Source organism: Thauera sp. WB-2 (assembly GCF_027594845.1).
Lineage (GTDB): Bacteria > Pseudomonadota > Gammaproteobacteria > Burkholderiales > Rhodocyclaceae > Thauera > Thauera mechernichensis.
In genome coordinates this window covers 4012359-4027163 of the sequence record NZ_CP088935.1, presented here as the reverse complement: position 1 = coordinate 4027163, position 14805 = coordinate 4012359, and the positions used below count along the sequence as shown (strand labels likewise).

The following is a 14805-nucleotide window of genomic DNA, read 5'->3' as shown; positions in this document are numbered from 1 at the left end:
AGGCGATTCAGCCCAGCAGCGCCACCGACTTGATCAGCGCATAGACCTGCTGCCCCGGCGCGAGGCCGAGCTGCGCGACCGACCACGGTGTGACTTCGGCAAGCAGCAGCTGGCCATCGGCCATGCGGCAGGAGACCAGTGCCCGACCCGGTGCATGGGTGTCGATGCGCTCGATGGTGACGCGCAGGTGGTTCTGGATGCTGATGCGGGTGGGGTCGTCGAGGGCCAGGCTGACGTCGCGTGCCAGGATGCGCAGGCGCTGCAATCTGCGTGGCGACGGCGCGGCCGTACTGGCCGCCGGCGGCTCGGCCGAGAAGGCTTCGTCCGCCTGTCCCTCGCCGGCTACCGCAGCGCTCGCCGACAACCACAGGCGCGCGCCCTCGGGGCCGAAGGCGCGCAGGCCGTGGGCGCCGGCTGCGCCGGGCAGACCTTCGAGCACCGATACCGCGCCCGCGTCGGCGAACAGCGGCGAGTCGGCGCGTGCGAGGGCCTGGCGCAGGGTCTCGATGCGCTCGATGCGGCCGGCGTGCATGAACACTACGCGGTCGGCGAGGCGCTCGACCTCGTCGGGGGCATGGCTGACCATCACGATCGGCATGCCGGCCTCGGCCGCCAGCCGCGACAGGAAGGGCATGATTTCGCGCTTGGTCGCCGTATCCAGGGCTGACAGCGGTTCGTCGAGCAGCATCAGGCGCGGGCTGGTGAGCAGCGCGCGTCCCAGCGACACGCGCTGGCGCTGGCCGCCCGAGAGCCTGTCGATGCTGCGATCGAGCAGCTCGCCGATGTCCAGCATGTCCACCACCTCCTGCAGGTGCAGGCGGCGTTCGGCGGGCGGGGTGCGCCGATAGCCGTAGAGCAGGTTGTCGCGCACGCCCAGGTGGGGGAGCAGGCTGTGCTCCTGGAACACCAGCCCGATGCGGCGGCGGTGCAGCGGCACGAAGTGGCGCCCGTACTGCCAGAGCGCGTCGCCAAAGCGCACTTCGGCGCCTGCGGCGCGGTCGAGTCCGGCGATCACGCGCAGCAAGCTGGTCTTGCCACAGCCGGAGCGCCCGAACAGTGCGGTGACGCCGGCAAGCGGCAGTGCGGCGTCGATATCGAGGGTGAATCCGGTGCGCTGCAGGAGGGCGCGCACGGACAGCATGGCCGACGCCGGCTGCGTGCAGGGGGTTTCTGCAGGGGCAGCGGCGGGAGCAGGTGAGGTGGTGCTCATCTCAGCCCACCCTGGCGACGCGGAACCTGCGGTTGATGGCGTACACCACGAACAGGGTCAGGAAGGAGAACACCAGCAAGCCGAGCGACAGGCGGTGCGCGGCGTCGTAGTTGAGCGCTTCGGCGTGGTCGTAGATCAGCACCGACAGTACCTTGGTCTCGCCCGGGATGCTGCCGCCCAGCATCAGGATCACGCCGAATTCGCCCAGCGTGTGGGCGAAGGTGAGGGTGAAGGCGACCACGAAGCCGCCGCGGGTGAGCGGCAACACCACGGTGAGGAAGCGGTCCACCGCGTTCGCGCCCAGCGCGCTGGCCACCTCCACGGGGCGACGGCCCAGCTGGCTGAAGGCCTCGTGCAGGGGTTGCACGGCGAAGGGCATGGAATACAGCACCGAAGCCAGCAGGATGCCCTCGAAGGAGAAAGCCAGGTGGCTCAGGCCGAGGCCCTCCAGCGTGCTGCCCACGAAACCGCGCGGACCGAGCGCGACCAGCAGGTAGAAGCCGAGCACGGTGGGCGGCAGCACCAGCGGCAGCGCAACCACCGCCTGTACCGCGGTGCGCAGGTTGGAGCGCCCGGCCGCCAGCCACCAGGCGAGCGGCGTGGCGATGACGAGCAGGATGAGGGTGGTGTACAGGCAGAGCTTGAAGGTGACTTCGATTGCCTGCCAGTCCTGGGGGCCGAGTCCGAGCATGAGGCGGGAGGGAAAGGTTCAGCGTCCGGGCATCACGAAGCCGTAGCGTTCCATGATGGCGTGTGCAGCGTCGGTCTCCATGAAGGCGGCGAAGTCCATCACCGCCGCCTTGCGCGCGCCGCGGGTGGTGACCACATAGCCCTGGGTGAGCGGTGCATGCAGGGCATCGTCGATCAGGTGGTGGCGGTGCTCGGCCAACGCGGGAAATCTTGCCAAAGATAAGGCGATGATGCCCACCTCGGCGGCGCCCGACTCCACCATCTGCGCGGTGTGCGCGATGTTCTCGCCGAACACCAGCTTGGTCTGCACCGCCTCCCACACGCCGGCTGCCTGCAGCGCTTCCTGGGCACGCTGCCCGTAGGGTGCATGGGCGGGCTGGGCGATGGCGATGCGGCGGATGCGGGGGTGGGTGGGCAGGTCGGCCAGGGTCAGCACCGAGGCGTCCACGGTGTTGCTCCACAGCACGATGCGACCGAGCGCATAGACCGCTGGTTCGGTCGCGGTGAAACCCTGCGCGTGCAGGCGCTGGGGGAAGGCGATGTCGGCGGAGAAGAAGATGTCGAAGGGCGCGCCGTTGATGATCTGCGTGCTCATCTTGCCCGACGAGCCGTAGATCACTTCGACCTGATGCGCAGGATGGGCCTGGCGATAGAGTGCGATGATGTCGTCGAGCGCAAAGCGCAGGTCGGATGCCGCGGCAATGGTGAACTTTTCCGCCTGTGCCACGCCCGCGCTCGCCAGCATGACGAGCACGACCAACAGGCTTCGGAGCCACTTCATGCTGCCGCCACCGCGGCGCGCGCCGCGTGCAGCTTGCGGTAGCTGTCGATCAGGCGCTGGTGGCGGTCGAGCCCTTCGAGCTTCATGCTCGTCGGCGTCAGGCCGTGGAAGCGCACGCTACCATCCACCGAGCCCAGCACCGCATCCATGCGTGCGTCGCCGAACATGCGGCGGAAATTGGCCACGTAGTCGTCCAGTTCCAGTTCGTCGTCCAGCACCACCTCCAGCACCACGTCGAGGGCGCGGTAGAACAGCACGCGATCGACCGTGTTCTCGTTGTACTGCAGCAAGGCCTCGACGCACTCCTTCGCCTCGTCGAACTGCTGCAGGGCGAGGTGGATCAGCAGTTTCAGCTCCACAATCGTCAGCTGCCCCCACACCGTGTTCTCGTCGAACTCGATACCGATCAGCGTGATGATGTCGGTGTAGTCGTCGAGTTCGCTCTCTTCCAGGCTTTCGAGCAAGGCTTCGAGTGCGTCGTCGTCGAGGCGGTGCAGGTTCAGGATGTCGGCGCGGAAGCGCAGCGCCTTGTTGGTGTTGTCCCAGATCAGGTCTTCCACCGGATAGACCTCGGAATAGCCCGGCACGAGGATGCGGCAGGCGATGGCGCCGAGCTGGTCGTGCACCGCCATGTACGCCTCCTTGCCCAGGTCGGCGAGGATACCGAACAGGGTCGCGGCCTCGTCGGCGTTGGAATTCTCCCCATGGCCCGAGAAGTCCCACTCGACGAAGTCGTGCTCGGCCCTGGCGCTGAAGAAGCGCCACGACACCACGCCACTGGAGTCGATGAAGTGCTCGACGAAGTTGTGCGGCTCGGTGACTGCAGCGGTTTCGAAGGTGGGCGGGGGCAGGTCGTTGAGGCCTTCGAAGCTGCGCCCCTGCAGCAGTTCGGTCAGACAGCGCTCGAGCGCCACCTCCAGGCTCGGGTGGGCGCCGAACGAGGCGAACACGCCACTCGTGCGCGGGTTCATCAGGGTCACGCACATCACCGGATAGACCCCGCCCAGCGATGCATCCTTCACCAGCACGGGAAAGCCCTGCCGCTCCAGCTCCTCGATGCCGGCCATGATCCCAGGGTACTTGGCCAATACTTCCGCCGGCACGTCGGGCAGCGCGATCTCGCGCTCGATGATCTCGCGCTTCACTGCGCGCTCGAAGATCTCCGACAGGCACTGCACCTGCGCCTCGGCAAGCGTGTTGCCGGCGCTCATGCCATTGCTGAGGAAAAGGTTGTCGGTGAGATTGGTGGGGAAATACACCACTTCGCCGTCGGACTGGCGGACATAGGGCAGGGCGCAGATGCCGCGCTCGATGTTGCCCGAGTTGGTGTCGTAAAGGTGCGAGGCGCGCAGTTCGCCTTCGGGGTCGTAGATCGCCCGGCAATAGTCGTCGAGCAGGCCGGCCGGCAGCGCGTCCCTGCGGCCGGGCTTGAACCAGCGCTCGTTCGGGTAATGCACGAAGGCCGCATTGGCGATGTCTTCGCCCCAGAACTGATCGTTGTAGAAGTGGTTGAAGTTGAGCCGCTCGATGTATTCGCCCAGCGCCGAGGCGAGCGCGCTTTCCTTGGTCGCGCCCTTGCCATTGGTGAAGCACATTGGCGAGTGCGCGTCGCGGATGTGCAGCGACCACACGTTGGGCACCAGATTGCGCCACGACGCGATCTCGATCCTGATGCCCAGGTCCGCCAGCACCTTCGACATGTTGGCGATGGTCTGCTCGAGCGGCAGGTCCTTGCCGAGGATGTAGGTGTGGGCGTCCGCATCCGGCTTCAGCGTCAGCAGGGCCTGGGCATCGGCGTCCAGGTTCGCCACCTCCTCGATCACGAACTCCGGCCCGGTCTGCACCACCCGCTTGACGGTGCAGCGCTCGATCGAGCGCAGGATGCCCTGGCGGTCGGCGGCGGAGATGTCCTCGGGCAGTTCGACGAGGATCTTGAAGATCTGCTTGTAGCGGTTTTCCGGATCGACGATGTTGTTCTGCGACAGGCGGATGTTGTCGGTGGGGATGTTGCGCGTCTCGCAGTACAGCTTCACGAAGTAGGCCGCACACAAGGCTGACGACGCCAGGAAGTAGTCGAAGGGGCCGGGCGCCGAGCCGTCGCCCTTGTAGCGGATCGGCTGGTCGGCGATGACCGTGAAGTCGTCGAACCTGGCCTCCAGGCGGAGCTTGTCGAGAAAGTTGACCTTGATTTCCATGGGGGAGCCCTGCAGCGGCGCGCAAAAACGAAATGGCCGTCATTATCGCGGGTTTCCCCAGGATAGGGACTGCGGGAGCGCGTCGGGACCGAGGTGGCCTGCTCGATGGGCTCTGCCGCCGCCCGGGTTGCGGCGCTGCGCTCGGGTGAATTGCCCAGCTCGATGGCGCGCGCCCCTTGCCCGGTGCGAAGATGGCGGTCCCTCCACACCAGGATCGCCACATGACCGACAAGTCGCCCATCCGTGCCCGCAACTTTCCGTCCGCAGAGGACGAGGCGCGTGCCGTCCAGCCGCATGGCCGCTACGACGGCCCCGGCAGCGCCTTCCGCATGGCCTTCACCGACACCGAGTTCCTGCTGCGCGACGAGCTGCGCCCGGTGCGCCTTCAGCTCGAACTGCTCAAGGCCGAGCTGATCCAGCAGGAGCAGGGCGTGGAGTCGAGCGTCGTGGTGTTCGGCAGCGCGCGCTTCAAGGCGCCGGACGTGGCGGCGAAGCTGCTGGAGGAAGCCCTGGCGGGCGGCGACGAGGCTGCGATCGGGCGCGCTCGGCAGATGGTGAAGAATGCGCGCTGGTACGAGGAGGCGCGCCGTTTCGGGGAGCTGGTCACGCGTGAGCCTGACGCGCTCGGCGAGCCGGTGATCGTCGCTACCGGCGGCGGGCCGGGGATCATGGAGGCGGGCAATCGCGGCGCCTTCGAGGCCGGTGGGCGCAGCATGGGGATGAGCATCTTCCTGCCCTTCGAGGAGGCGCCCAACCCCTACATCTCGCCCGAGCTGTGCTTCCAGTTCCACTACTTCGCCATCCGCAAGATGCACTTCCTGATGCGCGCTGTGGCGCTGGTGAGCTTTCCCGGCGGTTTCGGCACGCTGGACGAGCTCTTCGAGGTGCTGACGCTGACGCAGACGCGCAAGATCCGCCGCCGCCCGATCATCCTCATCGGCCGCGACTTCTGGCAGCGCCTGCTCGATTTCGACGTCCTGATCGAGCACGGTGTGATCAGCCCCGAGGACGTCGGCCTGTTCCACTACGCCGAGACCGCAGAGGAGGCCTGGGATGCGATCAAGGCGGCCTACAGCGGCGATAATCCCGGGCTGACGGCGCGCCAGGTGAAGGGCGGCTGATGCGCGTCTGGCGCGGCGCACGGCTGCTGCGCTCCGGAGGCTTCGTGGTATTTTGGTCGGCCGCCACGCGCTGAGCGGGAAGCAACCCCGAAACACTAGAAGGAGAACAATTGCATGAAGAACAAGATTTTCGGAAGCCTTGCGGCATTCGGGTTGTCGGCTGGCGTCCTGTTCGGCGCCCCCCAGGCCGCGGCATCGCCCGAGGCCTTTGCCGGCATGAAGCCGGCCACCATCAAGCTCGCGCACGTGGTGAACGAGCGTGACAGCTTCCATCTGTCGGCCGTGCGCTTCAAGGAGATCGTCGAGGAGCGCAGCGGCGGCAAGCTCAGCGTCGAGCTGTTCCCGAATGCCGTGCTGGGCGATGAGCGCACCCTGCTCGAAGGCATGCAGATGGGCACGGTCGACATGGGCGTGATCACCAACGGGCCGGTCGCCAACTTCGTCGAACAGATGGCGGTGTTCGAACTGCCCTTCCTGTTCCCGACGCCCGAGGCCGCCTACAAGGTGCTCGATGGCGAGATCGGCCAGGAGCTGCTTGGCCGGCTCGAGCGCGTCAACCTCAAGGGCCTGGCATATGCCGAGCGTGGCTTCCGCAACCTCACCAACAGCCGCCGTGCGGTGCATGGCCCGGCCGACGTGCAGGGCATGAAGATCCGCGTGATGGAGAACCCGGTGTACATCGACACCTTCCGTGCGCTGGGTGCCAACGCCGTGCCGATGGCTTGGACCGAGGCGCTGACGGCGATGCAGCAGGGCACGATCGACGGCCAGGAGAACCCGGTCAATGTCATCCACTCGTTCAAGCTCTCCGAGACGCAGAAGCACATGTCGCTGACGCGCCATACCTACGCGCCGGCCATCTTCGTGATGGGCCTCGACCGCTTCAAGCGCCTGCCCGAGCCGGCCCAGGCGCTGGTCAAGAGTGCCGCCCAGGAAGCGGCCGAGCATGGCCGCCGCATGAACGCCGAGATGCAGGCTGCGCAACTGGCCGAGCTGCGCGCCGCGGGCATGCAGATCGATGAGTCGCCCGACGTCGCTGCCTTCCAGAAGGCGATCGAGTCGGTGTACGCGAAGTACGAGTCACGCTTCGGCGACTACCTGCCGCGTATCCGGGCTGCCCTGCAGTAAGCCGTGTTCGGCCATCTCAAACGCACCGAAAAGCTGATCGACGCGATCGTCCAGCGAGCCGCCTTCGTGGCGCTCGCCGGGATGATCGCGGTGATCACGCTGCAGATCGTCTCGCGCGTGTTCTTCAATGCGGTGAGCTGGTCCGAGGAGTTGGCGCGCTACCTGCTCGTGTGGACCAGTTTTCTCGGCGCGGCGATGGCCTGGCAGCGCGGGCGCCACATCGCCGTCGACTTCGTGGTCAATGCCCTACCGGGGCCGCTGCGCCTGGCAGTGAAGGCGCTGGCCATCGTGGTGGCGATCGGCTTCTTCGCGCTGATCATCTTCTACGGGCTGCGCTTCATGCAGATGCAGAGCTTCCAGGTGTCGGCCTCGCTGCGCATCCCGATCCGCTATGTGTTCTCGATCATCCCAGTGTGTGCGCTGCTGATGCTGTACTACTCGCTGCTCGACCTGGCCGAGCTCTTTTCCGCGTCGGCCCGTCGCGAGGCCGAGGCCATCGAGGCGGGCACGCGCGCAGGTGAGGCGCCATGACGCTGGTGCTGTTCGGCCTGTTCTTCCTGTTTCTGCTCGCCGGTGTCCCGGTGGCGGTGACGATCGGCGCCAGTACGGCCGTGGCGCTGTTCGTCGACGATGTTCCCCTGATGCTGGCGGCGCAGCGCATGTTCGCCGGCATCGATTCCTTCGCGCTGATCGCCGTTCCCTTCTTCATCCTGGCCGGTGACCTGATGGCGCAGGGCAAGGTGAGCGAGAAGCTGGTGGCGCTCGCCGACGCCGTGCTCGGCTTCCTCAAGGGCGGGCTGTCGGTGGTGTCGGTGCTCGCGGGCATGTTCTTCGCCGCCATTTCCGGCTCGGGTGCGGCGACCACGGCGGCGGTGGCCTCGAGCATGGTGCCGGAGCTCAGGCGCAAGGGCTACGACGCCTCGTCCGCGGCAGCCCTGATCGCCGCCAGCGGCACCATCGGCGTGGTCATCCCGCCTTCGGTGCCGATGATCATCTACGCGGTCATCGCCGCGCAGTCGGTATCGGCGCTGTTCATCAGCGGCTTCCTGCCCGGCGTGGCGATGGGCGTGGGCCTGATGGCAATTGCGGTTCACCAGGCTTACCGGCGCAACTACCCCAAGGGTGCGCCGTTCTCGGCGGCGACCATCTGGCGCACCTTCAAGGGGGCGATCTGGGGCCTGCTGACGCCGGTGATCATCCTCGGCGGGATCTTCTCGGGGGCATTCACGCCGAGCGAGGCTGCGGTGGTGGCGGTCAACTACGCGCTGCTGGTGTCACTGTTCGTGTATCGAGACCTCGGTTTTCGCGACGTCTATCGCATCATGCTGCGCTCGGTGATCACGACCGGGGTCATCATGTTCGTGATCTCCACCTCCGCCATCCTGAGCTGGGCGATGGCCAACTGGCAGATCCCGGGGACGATCGCGCAGTGGGTGCTGTCGATCTCCGACAACGTTTATGTCGTGCTGCTGTTGATCATGCTGCTCATCCTGCTCACCGGGGTGTTCATCGAGACCGCCGCGGCGCTGATCATCCTCACTCCGGTGTTCCTGCCGCTGGTGACCCTGCTGGGCATCGATCTGGTGCATTTCGGCCTGATCATCGTCGTCGGCCTGGCGATCGGCATGGTGACCCCGCCGGTAGCGATCAACCTGTACGTGGCCTCGTCGGTGACCGAGCAGCCGCTCGAGCGTATCAGCCGCGCGGTGCTGCCCTACCTGGGCGCGCTGCTGGTGGTGTTTGCGCTGGTCGTCTACCTGCCGGTATTGCTCGGCTACTCTGGCGCGCGGTGAGCCTCGCGCGGCCCGGCCTTCCCGGAATCCTCTTCGTCCATGGCTTGTGGATGCATGGCTGGGTGTTCGGGTTGCAGCGGCGGCGAGTGGCATCCCTGGGGTGGTCGAGTCGCAGCTACTCCTACCCCTCTGTGCGCGCCGCGCTGGATGAGGTCGCCGACGGCCTCGCGGCTGCGATCGCGAGCGCGGGCGAGCGCCCGCTGCATGTGGTGGGGCATAGCCTGGGCGGCTGCGTCGTGCTGCACATGCTCGCCCGCCACCGTCCTGCTGCACTTGGGAGGGTGGTGGTGCTGGGCTCGCCGCTCTGCGGTTCCGCGTCGGCGCGGGTGATCCTCCGGGTACCGCTGCTTCGTCACGCGCTCGGGCGAGCACTGCCTGCCTGGCTGGAGCAGCCGTTGCCTTGCATCGAGCCTCATCGCGAGGTCGGCGTCATCGCCGGCGACCGCCCGATCGGGCTTGGTCGCCTGGTGCCGGGCATGGCGCAGCCCAACGACGGCATGGTGACAGTGGCCGAGACGCGCTGGCCGGGGGCGCGCGATCACATCGTTCTGCCCGTCACCCACATGCAGATGCTGTGGTCGTCCGCATGCCTGCGCCAGACGCTCCACTTTCTCGATCACGGGTTCTTCGAGCGCCCCGCCGCGGCATCCGGCGCGTCGTTCAGGTGAAGATCGGCATCTTCCGAACCGTGCGCGTGCCCGCGATCTGAGGTTCCTGCGGCTGTCGCGTCGACGGCAGGTACTTGCGGATGGCGGCATGCCACTGCTCATAGTTGCCCGGTTTCTGTTCGCGCAGGGTCTTGAGTGCGTAGAAGGTGAAGGCGCCGTTGGGGCGGCCGCCGAAGCTGGTGTCCCAACTGAACTCCTCGTCGCGGCAACCGGCCAGCAGCAGGTCGCCGCCGGCGCGGCGCATGCCGCCGATGAGGGTGAGCGCTGAAGCGCGTGGTGCTTGCGGCAGGTCGGCAGCCTTCATCCATACTTCGGGAGGCATGAAGCGCGGGCGCGGACCGCCGGCGTCGAGCGCGCTGTCGTCGCCACGATGCACCGAGCCAGAATGGCAGCTGTCGGCGATCAGGACGAGGCGTACGCCGGCAGCGCGGCGGTCGAAGAGCGCGCGCAGGTCGTCGTCGAGCAGCGGGCCGGCGGTGCCGATGTCGTAGGGGCAGAGGCCTTCGTCGCGGCCATCGGGTTCGTCGCCGTCTTCGTCCTCCACCCAGGTGCCGTGGCCGGAATAGGTCAGGACCACGGTGTCTCCACTGCGGGCAGCGGCGACGAGGGTCTCGATGGCACCGTGCATCGCAGCGCGTGTGGCCTGAGCGTCGAGCAGGGTGCTCACGGTGAAGCCGCGCGCCTGCAGCATGGCACCCCAGTCATGGGCGTCGTTGACGCAGCCGGAGAGGTCGCTGTCGGTGCCGGGATAGTCGTTGATGCCGATGCAGAGTGCGCGCCGTGCCATGAGCCTATCCTCCGGAAAGGCGGGGCGCGCTGCCGCAGGAGCGCGGTCAGGCCGCTTTGTTCCCCGGTTCCAGCATAGAGTGCGGGTGCCGCTTGTGCCAGTTGCTTTGGGTACAGGCGTGATGCGCTGCGACAGAGGTGCGGATTCGTGTGCGCCCGTCCTAGAATGAGCTTATCGGCGCCCCCATACGCCATGCGAGCCCACACTCATGCCTTGCCGACGTCCGTCGATCTTGTTGCAGTGCAGCGCCCATGCGCCGGCTGCGTTCGCACACGGCCTGCGGTCGGAGCATGGCGCATGATGGCGCTCCGTGTCCGCGAGCTGGCGCTGATCGTGCTGGCGGCGCTGTTGTTGCTGTGCGGTGCCGCGCCGGTACGCGCGGAGGTGGAGGCTACGGCGGCTGGCATCGTCCTTGACGAGCCAGGCTCGGCTTACCTCGGGCGCGCCAGCTCAATGATGATCGAGATCGGTGGCGCGCTGGAAGCCGAGCGTGCGCTCGCCCTCCAGCGCGCCGGGCGTTTCAGCCCGGTGGGCGCGGACGTGCCCAAGTTCGGCATCGGCTCGCCCGCGGTCTGGCTGCACCTGCGGGTGGATAGCCGTTATAGCGAGGCGCAAGCGCGCCGCGTGCTTGTAGGTACTTCGTGGATCGACCGCATCGACTTGTTCGTGGTCCGCGACGGCCAGGTGGTCGGCCGCATGCAGGCCGGTGACGGTGGGCCGGGATTGCGCGCGGCCAAAGGCAACCTGGGTTTTGTCTTCGAGCACGTCTTCGAACCGGGCGTCACCGAATTGCTGGTCCGTGCCGAGACGCCCGACCCGCTCGTGTTGCCGCTGCGGGTGTTCGACGACGAGTGCTACCAGTTTGCGATGCGGGTGCACGACTTCACCTATGGGCTGCTGTACGGCTTCCTGCTCGCCCTGATCGCCTACAACGCCATGCTGTACGCCGGCCTGCGCGACCGCGCGCATCGTGACTACGTGCTCTACCTCGGCTGTTTCGTGCTACTGAGCATGGGCTACGCAGGGCACGGCTACAACTGGCTGTGGCCGGGGATGTACGGCGTGCAGCGCTACATCATCCTGGTGCTGATGGTGGTGCTGGGCTATCTCGGCCTGCGTTTCGCGTCCAGCTCCCTGGGCCTGGCCGTGGCCGCGCCCCGTGCGCATCGGCTGGCCCATGGCTTCGGCGTGGCGGGCATGGTGGCGATCGGCGCCTGTGTGGTGCTCGACCAGCAGGCGGCAGCGGCCGTCGTTGCCTTCGTCTTCGTGCTGCTGTTCTCGGTGGCCATGGTGTGGCTGGGTTTCTCGCGCCTCGATGGCGATCGCATTGCCGCAGGCTACTTCCTGGCGGGCTCGCTGGCGGCGATGGCAGGGGCGGCGACCACCTCGCTTGCGGTGTGGAACGGGCTGCCGTACTCGAACTGGACCTTTCATGCCGCGGAGGTGGGCATCGCCATCGATGGTGCGATCCTGTCGCTTGCACTCGCCTACCGGGTGCGTCGCATCCGCCGCGAGCGCCTGCAGGCAGAGCAGCTTTCGAGCCTCGATCCGCTCACCGGACTGCGCAACCGCCGCGCCTTCGCAGTGCTGGGCGAGAGCGCATGGAGTACGGCAGTCCGCCGCCAACGACCACTGTCGGCGGTGGTGCTCGACCTCGATCACTTCAAGTTGATCAATGACGTGCGCGGTCATGCGGCGGGTGATGCTGCGCTCAAGGCCGTGGCCGGCGTGATCGAACGCAACTGCCGGGCGGCCGACGTCGCCGCGCGTTGGGGCGGGGAGGAGTTCGTGGTGCTTCTGCCCGAGACCACGGCGGCCCAGGCCGGGGTGCTGGCCGAGCGCCTGCTGCACGACATCCGCGGCCTGGATCTGACGCTCGATGGCGGCGCGCTGAGCTTGAGCGCGAGCATCGGCGTGGCCGAGCGCACGACTCAGCCCGATCTCGAAGCCCTTGTCCGCGAAGCGGATCAGGCCATGTACGCCGCCAAGCAGGGGGGGCGGGACAGGGTGGTGCTGGCGCTACCGGCCTGAAGCGGGAGGCTGCACAGCGGCTATCGCATGCGGGATGGACTGAATACAATTACAGCCATGTACGCCCCCCCGTCTCCCGAATCACCCGTTTCCGCCACGTCTTCGCCGCTGGACGCGCTCAACCCGGCGCAGCGCGAGGCGGTCTGCCATGCCGGTGCCAGCGGGCCGGCCGCTCCGCTGCTGGTGATTGCTGGCGCCGGTTCGGGCAAGACCAATACCCTGGCCCACCGTGTGGCGCACCTGATCGAGAACGGTGCCGATCCCGCACGCATCCTGTTGCTCACCTTTTCGCGCCGCGCCGCGGACGAGATGGGGCGGCGGGTGCGGCGCATCCTGGCCCAGGCCTCTGCCGGCCGGCCCGGCCTGGCGCAGGCCGAGCTGCGCTGGTCCGGTACCTTCCACGCCATTGGCGCACGCCTGCTGCGCGACTACGCCGGCCGCATCGGGCTCGACCCAGGCTTCACCATCCACGACCGCGAGGACTCGGCGGACCTGATGAACCTGGTGCGCCACGAGGCGGGGCTGTCGACCACCCGGCAGCGCTTTCCGCAGAAGGGCACCTGCCTGGCGATCTATTCGGCGGTGGTCAATACCCGCGCGCCGCTGGCCGAGGTGCTGCAGGCGAGCTTCCCATGGTGTGCGGAGTGGGAGGACGAGCTCAAACGCCTGTTCCGGGCCTACGTCGAGGCCAAGCAGGCGCAACAGGTGCTCGATTACGACGATCTGCTGCTGTACTGGGCGCAGATGGTGGCCGAGCCGGCGCTCGGGGCCGAGATCGGCGGCCTGTTCGACCATGTGCTGGTCGACGAGTATCAGGACACCAACCACCTGCAGGCGGCGATTCTGATGGCGATGAAGCCCGATGGGCGTGGCCTGACCGTGGTCGGCGACGACGCGCAGTCCATCTACGCCTTCCGTGGCGCGACGGTGCGCAACATCCTCGACTTTCCGGCCGCCTTCGATCCGCCGGCGCACGTGGTGACGCTGGAGCAGAACTACCGTTCCACCAGGCCAATCCTGGAGGCGGCCAACGCGGTGATCGCGCTCGCCGCCGAGCGCTTCACCAAGAACCTGTGGTCGGAGCGCGAGTCCGCCCAGCGCCCACGCATCGTGGCAGTCAAGGACGACGCCGACCAGGCGACCTTCGTCGTCGATGGCGTGCTGGCGCGGCGCGAGGAGGGGCTCAAGCTCAAGCAGCAGGCGGTGCTGTTCCGTGCTTCGGCGCACAGCGCGCGGCTGGAGATGGAGCTCACCCGGCGCAACGTGCCCTTCGTGAAGTTCGGTGGGCTCAAGTTCCTCGAGGCCGCCCACATCAAGGACGTGCTTGCCGTGCTGCGCTGGGCCGAGAATCCGCGCGACCGCGTTTCGGGTTTTCGCGCCATCCAGCTGCTTGCCGGCGTCGGGCCCAAGACCGCCGGCCGCGTGCTCGACAATGTGTGTGCCGCTCCCGAGGGCTGCGCGCTGCTTGCCGAGCAGCCCGTGCCGGAGGCCGCGCGCGCCGGCTGGCTGGAATTTGCCGCGCTGATCGATTGCCTCGCAGGCAGAATGCCGCCCTCCGAATCTGCCGCCGCCGCTGTGGGAGCGGCGCGAGCCGCGAGCCTTTCGGCAACGCCGCCAGACCACACCGCCTTCAACCCCTCGCGGCTGGCGCCGCTCCCACGGGGGCTACACGCGGAGGGTGCTGCAGGCGCGGCGCAAGCCGTGAGCCTTGCCGCCGGTCCGCAGTGGCCGGCGGATTTCGAGCTCGCCTGCCGCTGGTACGAGGCGCAGATGCCACGCCTGTACGACGACTTCGCGGTGCGCGTGCTCGACATCCAGCAGCTCGCCCGCATCGCCGCCACCAGCCCGAGCCGACAGCGTTTCCTCACCGAGCTCACGCTCGACCCGCCCAGCGCCACCAGCGGCGAAGCCGGCATGCCGCTGCTCGACGAGGACTACCTGATCCTGTCGACCATGCATTCGGCCAAGGGCCAGGAGTGGAACGCGGTGAGCGTGCTCAACGTGGTCGACGGCTGTATCCCGTCCGATGTTGCCACCCGCAACAGCGCCGAGATCGAGGAGGAGCGCCGCCTGCTCTACGTGGCGATGACGCGTGCCCGGGACAGCCTGGACCTGATCGTGCCGCAGCGTTTCTACGTCACCCAGCAGGCCGGCATGGGCGATCGCCATGTGTATGCCGGGCGCAGCCGTTTCATTCCCAACCGCCTGCTCGGGCACTTCGAGCAGCTGAGCTGGCCGCCCCCTCCGCCGCAGTTGCAGGGCTCGCCCGCCTCGCGCCAGGCGGCGGTCGACCTCGCGGCGAAGATGCGCGACATGTGGCGCTGAGCTGCGCGCAGAGGCTGGTCCCGGCCTGGCCTGGGGCGACGATGCTGCGCCGCCGCGTTGCGGTTGCGGCCGCGAC

The 14805-nt window shown here is 67.7% G+C and carries 12 protein-coding genes; 7 read left to right on the top strand and 5 right to left on the bottom strand.

Going from position 1 to position 14805, the window contains the following annotated elements; all coding sequences use genetic code 11:
- Window positions 1-7: 7 nt before the first annotated feature.
- The 4 genes from modC to LQF09_RS18320 form a co-directional block, all read right to left on the bottom strand.
- A complete protein-coding gene (gene modC, locus LQF09_RS18335; RefSeq protein ID WP_002945325.1) occupies window positions 8-1141 on the bottom strand; it encodes a molybdenum ABC transporter ATP-binding protein in 1134 nt (377 codons plus the stop codon).
- 70 nt (window positions 1142-1211) lie between these two features.
- Window positions 1212-1901: a molybdate ABC transporter permease subunit gene (gene modB / locus LQF09_RS18330; protein WP_002945322.1), complete on the bottom strand. Its 690-nt coding sequence runs from the start codon at window positions 1899-1901 to the stop codon at window positions 1212-1214.
- A gap of 18 nt (window positions 1902-1919) precedes the next feature.
- Window positions 1920-2681: a molybdate ABC transporter substrate-binding protein gene (modA, locus tag LQF09_RS18325; RefSeq protein WP_002945319.1), complete on the bottom strand. Its 762-nt coding sequence runs from the start codon at window positions 2679-2681 to the stop codon at window positions 1920-1922.
- Window positions 2678-4876, bottom strand: coding sequence for an OsmC domain/YcaO domain-containing protein (locus LQF09_RS18320; RefSeq protein ID WP_002945317.1), 2199 nt, complete (start codon window positions 4874-4876; stop codon window positions 2678-2680). Before LQF09_RS18320 ends, modA begins: the two co-directional genes overlap by 4 nt.
- 221 nt (window positions 4877-5097) lie before the next feature.
- Between LQF09_RS18320 and LQF09_RS18315 the strand changes: the two genes are divergently transcribed.
- From LQF09_RS18315 to LQF09_RS18295, 5 genes are all read left to right on the top strand, one after another.
- A complete protein-coding gene (locus tag LQF09_RS18315; RefSeq protein WP_002931224.1) occupies window positions 5098-5997 on the top strand; it encodes an LOG family protein in 900 nt (299 codons plus the stop codon).
- A gap of 114 nt (window positions 5998-6111) precedes the next feature.
- Entirely contained in the window at window positions 6112-7125 is a 1014-nt protein-coding gene (locus LQF09_RS18310) for a TRAP transporter substrate-binding protein (protein ID WP_002931223.1), read from the top strand.
- A gap of 3 nt (window positions 7126-7128) precedes the next feature.
- Complete coding sequence (locus LQF09_RS18305) at window positions 7129-7656, top strand: TRAP transporter small permease (protein ID WP_002931222.1); 528 nt, start codon at window positions 7129-7131, stop codon at window positions 7654-7656.
- Entirely contained in the window at window positions 7653-8918 is a 1266-nt protein-coding gene (locus tag LQF09_RS18300; RefSeq protein ID WP_002931221.1) for a TRAP transporter large permease, read from the top strand. Before LQF09_RS18305 ends, LQF09_RS18300 begins: the two co-directional genes overlap by 4 nt.
- Before the next feature lie 86 nt (window positions 8919-9004).
- Window positions 9005-9586 (top strand): esterase/lipase family protein, encoded by a 582-nt coding sequence (locus tag LQF09_RS18295; protein ID WP_270068642.1) that lies wholly within the window; start codon window positions 9005-9007, stop codon window positions 9584-9586.
- On the opposite strand, the gene LQF09_RS18290 is transcribed toward LQF09_RS18295, so the two are convergent.
- On the bottom strand, window positions 9579-10373 hold the full coding sequence (locus LQF09_RS18290; protein WP_270068641.1) for a caspase family protein: 795 nt from the start codon (window positions 10371-10373) through the stop codon (window positions 9579-9581). The two genes, LQF09_RS18295 and LQF09_RS18290, sit on opposite strands and share 8 nt — an antisense overlap.
- Before the next feature lie 297 nt (window positions 10374-10670).
- Here LQF09_RS18290 and LQF09_RS18285 point away from each other — a divergent pair, with 297 nt between their 5' ends.
- A complete protein-coding gene (locus LQF09_RS18285) occupies window positions 10671-12404 on the top strand; it encodes a diguanylate cyclase (RefSeq protein ID WP_002931218.1) in 1734 nt (577 codons plus the stop codon).
- A 57-nt stretch (window positions 12405-12461) separates the two neighbouring features.
- Window positions 12462-14729: an ATP-dependent helicase gene (locus tag LQF09_RS18280; RefSeq protein ID WP_270068640.1), complete on the top strand. Its 2268-nt coding sequence runs from the start codon at window positions 12462-12464 to the stop codon at window positions 14727-14729.
- Window positions 14730-14805: the final 76 nt, after the last annotated feature.